Origin of the sequence: Dactylosporangium maewongense (assembly GCF_039531485.1) — a bacterium.
Lineage (GTDB): Bacteria > Actinomycetota > Actinomycetes > Mycobacteriales > Micromonosporaceae > Dactylosporangium > Dactylosporangium maewongense.
The window spans coordinates 1-5,817 of sequence record NZ_BAAAQD010000079.1 but is presented as its reverse complement, the minus strand read 5'-3'; the positions used below and the strand labels follow the sequence as shown (position 1 = coordinate 5,817).

Annotated in this window: 7 protein-coding genes; all 7 read left to right on the top strand. The window is 69.7% G+C overall.

Features of this window, described 5'->3' with window-relative positions; translation table 11 throughout:
• The first annotated feature begins 320 nt into the window (after positions 1 to 320).
• Positions 321 to 752 carry a single-stranded DNA-binding protein gene (locus ABD332_RS59725; RefSeq protein ID WP_344516051.1) on the top strand — a complete coding sequence of 144 codons (432 nt, stop codon included), beginning with the start codon at positions 321 to 323 and terminating at the stop codon, positions 750 to 752.
• Between the two features lie 80 nt (positions 753 to 832).
• Positions 833 to 1,276 carry a single-stranded DNA-binding protein gene (locus tag ABD332_RS59720; protein WP_344516049.1) on the top strand — a complete coding sequence of 148 codons (444 nt, stop codon included), beginning with the start codon at positions 833 to 835 and terminating at the stop codon, positions 1,274 to 1,276.
• A gap of 173 nt (positions 1,277 to 1,449) precedes the next feature.
• On the top strand, positions 1,450 to 2,037 hold the full coding sequence (locus tag ABD332_RS59715) for a hypothetical protein (protein WP_344516047.1): 588 nt from the start codon (positions 1,450 to 1,452) through the stop codon (positions 2,035 to 2,037).
• 103 nt (positions 2,038 to 2,140) lie between these two features.
• Positions 2,141 to 2,689, top strand: a complete 549-nt coding sequence (locus ABD332_RS59710) for a hypothetical protein (RefSeq protein ID WP_344516045.1) — start codon at positions 2,141 to 2,143, stop codon at positions 2,687 to 2,689.
• Positions 2,686 to 3,510, top strand: a complete 825-nt coding sequence (locus ABD332_RS59705) for a hypothetical protein (protein ID WP_344516043.1) — start codon at positions 2,686 to 2,688, stop codon at positions 3,508 to 3,510. The genes ABD332_RS59710 and ABD332_RS59705 overlap by 4 nt, the downstream gene beginning before the upstream one ends.
• Positions 3,511 to 3,707: 197 nt before the next feature.
• Positions 3,708 to 4,691 carry a DNA-processing protein DprA gene (dprA, locus tag ABD332_RS59700; RefSeq protein ID WP_344516041.1) on the top strand — a complete coding sequence of 328 codons (984 nt, stop codon included), beginning with the start codon at positions 3,708 to 3,710 and terminating at the stop codon, positions 4,689 to 4,691.
• A gap of 875 nt (positions 4,692 to 5,566) precedes the next feature.
• Positions 5,567 to 5,817 (top strand): class I SAM-dependent methyltransferase (locus ABD332_RS60425; protein ID WP_425552474.1); only part of this gene is annotated, 251 nt, incomplete at its 3' end.

Genomic DNA, 5,817 nt, shown 5'->3' with positions numbered 1-5,817 from the left:
GAATCAGCGGTTGCGCGACCTGCCACAGGTCGTCCGGCGCCCAGGTATGGATCATGTCCTCGACAACATCCGCCACAAACAGAAGATCATGCCCGAGGCAAGGACCTCACCAAGTGAGACACCCCCTAAGCCCCCTGGCAAACATCTTGGCGAGCGTGTCTCGCTCCGCTCGACGCCAAGATCTTTTCCCTGTGGCTTGCACCGCCGGCCCAGGGCGGGCTCTGACCGTCCCCGTCAGCGCGGCACCCCAGCACCCGGATCACTCCACAGCGATCCGGTCAGCGGGAGCCGCACCCCGGACCACCGGATGGAGCACCGACATGCTGTTCAACCTCATGTTCGAAGGCAACCTCGCCGCCGACCCCGAGCTTCGCTTCACCCAGACCGGCAGGGCCGTCACCGAGCTGCGGGTCGTGCACAACCGCCGCCGCCGCACCAAGGACGGCGACTGGACCGACGGCACCCCGATGTACATCACCGTCACCGCCTGGGAACGCCTCGCCGAACGCGTCGCCGAGCTCAAGAAGGGCGACACGGTCATCGTCGAGGCCCGCGACGACCTGGACATCTGGGCCTACACGCGCCAGGACACCAACGAGCCCGGCGGCCTGCTACAGGTCACCGCCGCCAACGTCGCCCTGTCGATGCGGTTCAAGGGCGCCACCGTCACCTCCGACGACGACACCGCCAAGCCCGGTTCCAGCGAGGCGTGGGTCGCCGAGTTCGGGCAGGAGCTCGAGCCCGCCGCCTAGCCGAGCCGCCCGGGGCCGGCCCCCGCCGGCCTCGGGCGCCCAGTCAGTTCCCCGAACAACTCAGCCACCTGGAGCGCACCGTGCAGTTCAACCTCACCATCGAAGGCAAGCTCACCACCTCTGCCCTGAGCAACGCCACCAAGGCAGGCCGCGAGTTCGTCACGTTCACGATCGTGCATCAGAGCCAGTACCGCGACCACACCGGCAAATGGGTCGACGCGAAGCCGATGTTCTTCGACATCGTGTGCTGGGGCAAGCTCGCCGGACACGTCCGTAACCTCACCCGCGGTACCCTCGTCGTCATCGAAGGCGGCCGCCTGCTCGGCTACATCAACGACGACGAGTTCGCCGGCCTGAAGGTGGAGGCACGCAACGTCTCCCTCAGCATGCGCTTCGGCGAAGCACACCCCGGCCCGGCCAAGCAGACCCGCCGCGGCGACCTCGTCACCACCGCCGACGGCGAACACATCATCGCCGACGCCTACCCCGATGTCGTCACCGACCGGGAACTGATCCACCACTGACCGAACCGGGACACCGGTGCCGGCCGCGAACCCCGCGGCCGGCACCCGCCGCCTCCTGGGAGCAACACCTCCACACCGCGCCATGCCACGGACTCCGCCCATCGAAGCGACAGCCTGCCGAGCACCCGCAGCAACGACGCGCGGCACCAGCACATCAACGAAAGGGACCCCCGATGCTCGACCAGTCGTCCCGCCACATCGAATACACCGCTGGATCCATGCACATCCGCGGCCGCACTATCCTGTTGGCCTGCATCGACGAGTACGGACCGTTCGCGCTCGGTGTCCTCGTCGACGAGGAGCTCCTCTCCTCCGGCCTCTCCCGAGTCGTCGCCGGACTGTCCCCGCTCGCCAGCGACCATGCCGAAGTCTTCGAGCTGCGATCGGCCTACCCCCGTGAGGACGGCCAGCACGTCGTCGAGACCTTCCCAGCGCACACGCCGGGGAAGTCATCAGCGCTCGTCGCGCTGCGCCCGTCACCAGCTGTGCCGTCCGAGCTGCAGCTAGCACCTCCCGATCACGCCGCCGACGGGCTTCCCCCACTACTCCCGCAGCCCGGGCTCCGGTACCGCGACGGGTCCGTCGCCCACCACCGCGGCGAGTACGTCGCACCAGGCCGCCGGGTCGTGACCGGCACCTGGCGCTACCCGTCACCCAAGGTGTGCCGCGACGACCGCACCACCGGCGCGTGGATCGGGCCACCCGACCAGCCCGCCGAGCAGGTGCTGGTCTGCGTCTCCTGCGGCCTGGACTGCACCTGACCGAGCGACCCACCCCGCACCGCCGAAGCCGTGACCCCTTCGCCACGACCCCGGCGGGTCCCCCGCCGACCCGACACCACGCCCAACCTGAAGGAGCTCCCGCATGCAACCGTCGCGCCCACGACCCGACCTGCTCATCGTCCTCGCCCGAACCGACGAGCACGGCCTCGCTCAACTCGCCGGGCACATCTGCTACCGCAACGACCCCACGGCGGACGGTGGCTCCCGCGACGCCGAACCCGGTGCCGTACTCACCCCGTCGTTCGAGCCACCCGACGGCATCCATGACCGCTACGCCGACCTGTACGTGCGTGGCTCGGTCGACACCGGCGGCGTCACCGACGACGGCAGCTGCTGGGGCTGGGGGCACGAGTACCGGCCACGGACCGTCGACCTGCCCCGCGCACAGAGCATGGTCGCGTTCCTGCGCCGGCTCGAACGGCAGCTGGCAGCCCTCGACACACAGTTCGGCGCGCCCGCCACCTTCGCCGACTACGTCGCCCGCTTCGCCACCGCGCTGGGCATCAGCCGCTACGCAGTACGCAGCACGAAACGGCTCGTGGACGGCACCCGCTGGCATTGGCTGGACACCGACGACATGCGCCGCTGGGTCCGCCACCACGAGCCGCCGGAGCCGACCCCATGGCCATGACCGCCAGCCATCCGCAGCCCACGCCGACTGCACTGCCCGGTCCGCCCACCGATGAGCTGCTGCACGTCGTACAGTTCTCCGGCGGTATCGGCTCGTGGGCGACCGCGATGCGCATCAAGGCCGAATACGGCACCGACCGGCTCGTTCTCCTCGCCGCGGATACAAAGGCCGAGGATCCGGACCTGTGGCGGTTTGTCGGCGACGCCGCCGCACACCTCGGCGTCACCCCGGTCATCGTCGCTGACGGCCGCACCCCCTGGCAGGTCTTCGCCGACCAGCGGTTCATCGGCAACAGCCGGATCGCACCCTGCAGCCGAATCTTGAAGCAGAAACCATGCCGAGACTGGCTCACCGCGAACGCCGACCCCGCCACCACGATCCTGTACGTGGGGATCGACTGGAGCGAGCAACTCCGCACCCCAGGGATCGAACGGGGCTGGAAGCCGTGGGCCGTCCGGTTCCCGATGTGCGAACCGCCGGACCTGACCAAGGCACAGATGCTCGACTGGGCCCGCGCCGAGGGCATCGAACCGCCCCGCGCCTACGCCAACGGGTTCGCCCACAACAACTGCTTCGGCGCGTGCGTCCGCGCCGGCCAACAGCAGTGGCGGCACCTCCTACAGGTCGCCCCCGAGCGGTTCGCCGCCGCCGAAGCCGAAGAAGAACACCTGCGCGACGAGCTCGGCGATGTGGCGATCCTGCGGGAACGGCGAAACGGCGTCAGCCGACCCCTACCCCTGCGCGAGCTGCGCCGCCGTGCCACAGCCAACGCTGCGCCGGAGCACGGCCCAAGTGCCGCGGCGGCGAACCGCAGCGCGTGACGGGCTCACCGCATCGGCAGCCCTGGCCCGCCGCCAGCGACACCGTACTTCACCTGCCGCGCTGCGCACACGACCCAGCCGCCGCGCCAGCCATCCGGCCCCGCACCGCTGTGTCGGCCACCACGCCGGCCAAGCAGCCGGACCAGCTCGAACGCCACCAACACCGACGTGACCAGTCGAGATCCACTGGAGGAACCATGACCACCGACCGCACCGCCTGGCTCGCCTTGGCCGCCCTCACCCAACCGGGCAACCACGAGGTCGGCACCCTCGTCCGCAGCGCCGGACCCGTGCAAGCCCTCGACCAGCTACGCCACAACGAAGACCTCAGCCCGGCACTCGCCGCGGCCGCCAACAGCCGCCACAACCCCAGCTACCGCAGTTCAGACAGCGTGGACCGCATCGCCAGCGACATGCTGCACCGCGCTGACCGGGTCGGTGCCCGAATCATCACCCCGGCAGACGACGAGTGGCCGCGCAGCCTCGACGACCTCGCCGCCATCAGCCGCGGAACCGACCCACTGCACCGCGACACCGACCCGCCGATGTGCCTATGGCTGCGTGGGCCGGCCCGGCTCGCAGAGGCGCTGGACCGGTCGGTGTCGGTCGTCGGCGCGCGGGCCGTGACCCAGTATGGCGAGTTCGTCGCGTCGGAACTGGCGTACCGCCTGGCCGAGCGCGGCTGGGCGGTGGTATCCGGCGGAGCGCTCGGCATCGACGTCACCGCGCACCGGGGCGCCCTCGCCGCCGGCGGGGTGACCTGCGCGGTGCTCGCCTGCGGCATCGACCAGGTCTATCCGGTGTCCAACTCGGCCATGTTCGAACGGATCGCCGAGGAAGGGCTGCTGATCACCGAGTGGCCACCGGGCACCCGGCCTGACAGGGCGCGATTCCTGACCCGCAACAGGATCATCGCCGCAGCAACCCGCGGCACCGTCATGGTCGAGGCGGCCTCCCGCAGCGGCGCACGCAACACCCTGGGCTACGCCCGACGGCTGGAGCGGTCGGCCATGGCGGTGCCCGGCCCCGTCACCTCGGCGTTGTCGGTCGGATGCCACCTGGAACTCCGCGTGCCCGGCACGGTGCTGGTCACCAGGGTCGAGGAGATCGTCGAGGAGATCGGGCGCATCGGTGCGCTCACCGAGCCGACCGGCGGCGAAAAACCGTCCGAGGACGGCTGACCCGCTACTCACGCCACACCGCGGCGCAACCTGTGCGCTGCACCCACCTGACCGTCCTCACCGCTCACCGGCACCGGCGTCCGCCCGGGACCTCGTTCTGCGCAAGAAGCAGCACCCATGGCACCGCAGGATCTGCCCGAGGACAGTGGCGGCACCTGCTCGACATCACGCCCGACCCGGTCCGCCGCCGCGGCGGCCGAGGAGGCGCCCCTTCGCTCGATCCTCGGCGACGCGACGATCCAGGCCGAACGGGCGCAACAGTGTCAGCCGTCCCCTCCCGCTGCGGGAACTACGCCTCGCGCCGGCCTCGCCCAGGCAGAGTCGGCGCGAGGCAACGCCTCGCTGACCGTAGGTCGCCAGCGCGTGCTGGCCATACGAGCCACGGCATCACCAGCGGCAGACACGTGCTGGCTGGCTTCTCGCGGCGAAGGTCCAGGCTGACCTGCCGCACTGCCGGGGCTGGGACCACTGTTCTTTGCCATCCAAGGTGCTCGGGGGCCCAGGTCCACTGCCTGGGCGGACACGATTGAATGGCACGGATGGATGCTGGAGCCCCTTCACGATGCTGGTTGGGTTGACCTTGGGGTGGGCATGTGTGCCATCGAAGTTGCTCCGAACTGCGTAGTGCCGGTTCGTGGCCGATCCATGCGCGGCTGACGATTTGGGCACGTTATTGCGAATTTCCGGTAACGATCGGCGGGCGGGCGAGCGGATGGACCCTGCCGTGCCTGGCATCGAGAATTGGGTGCCTGTCGTAGGAGCTGCGCTCGTACTCTCTGTTGGTGAGCGATAGCAATGACTACGTGAGGTTGCGAGAGACCTTCAATGAGGACGCTGCACGGTATGACCGTGCCCGCCCCCGATACCCAGTGCAGATGTTTGATGATCTCGCTGCGGCCGGGGTAGCGCCTGGGGCAAGAGTGCTGGAGATCGGCTGTGGCACCGGGCAGGCGACCGTGCCGTTGGCCGAGCGGGGCTACCGCATCGTGGCTGTCGAGTATCGGCCTGGACTTCCCGCACGCCGTGCAGGCCATCCGCGTGCGCCGACGCCGCATGAACCTGACCACCGGCCACTGGTCGACCGTCACCATCTACGCCGTCGCCAACTTCACCGCCGGCCAAGCCA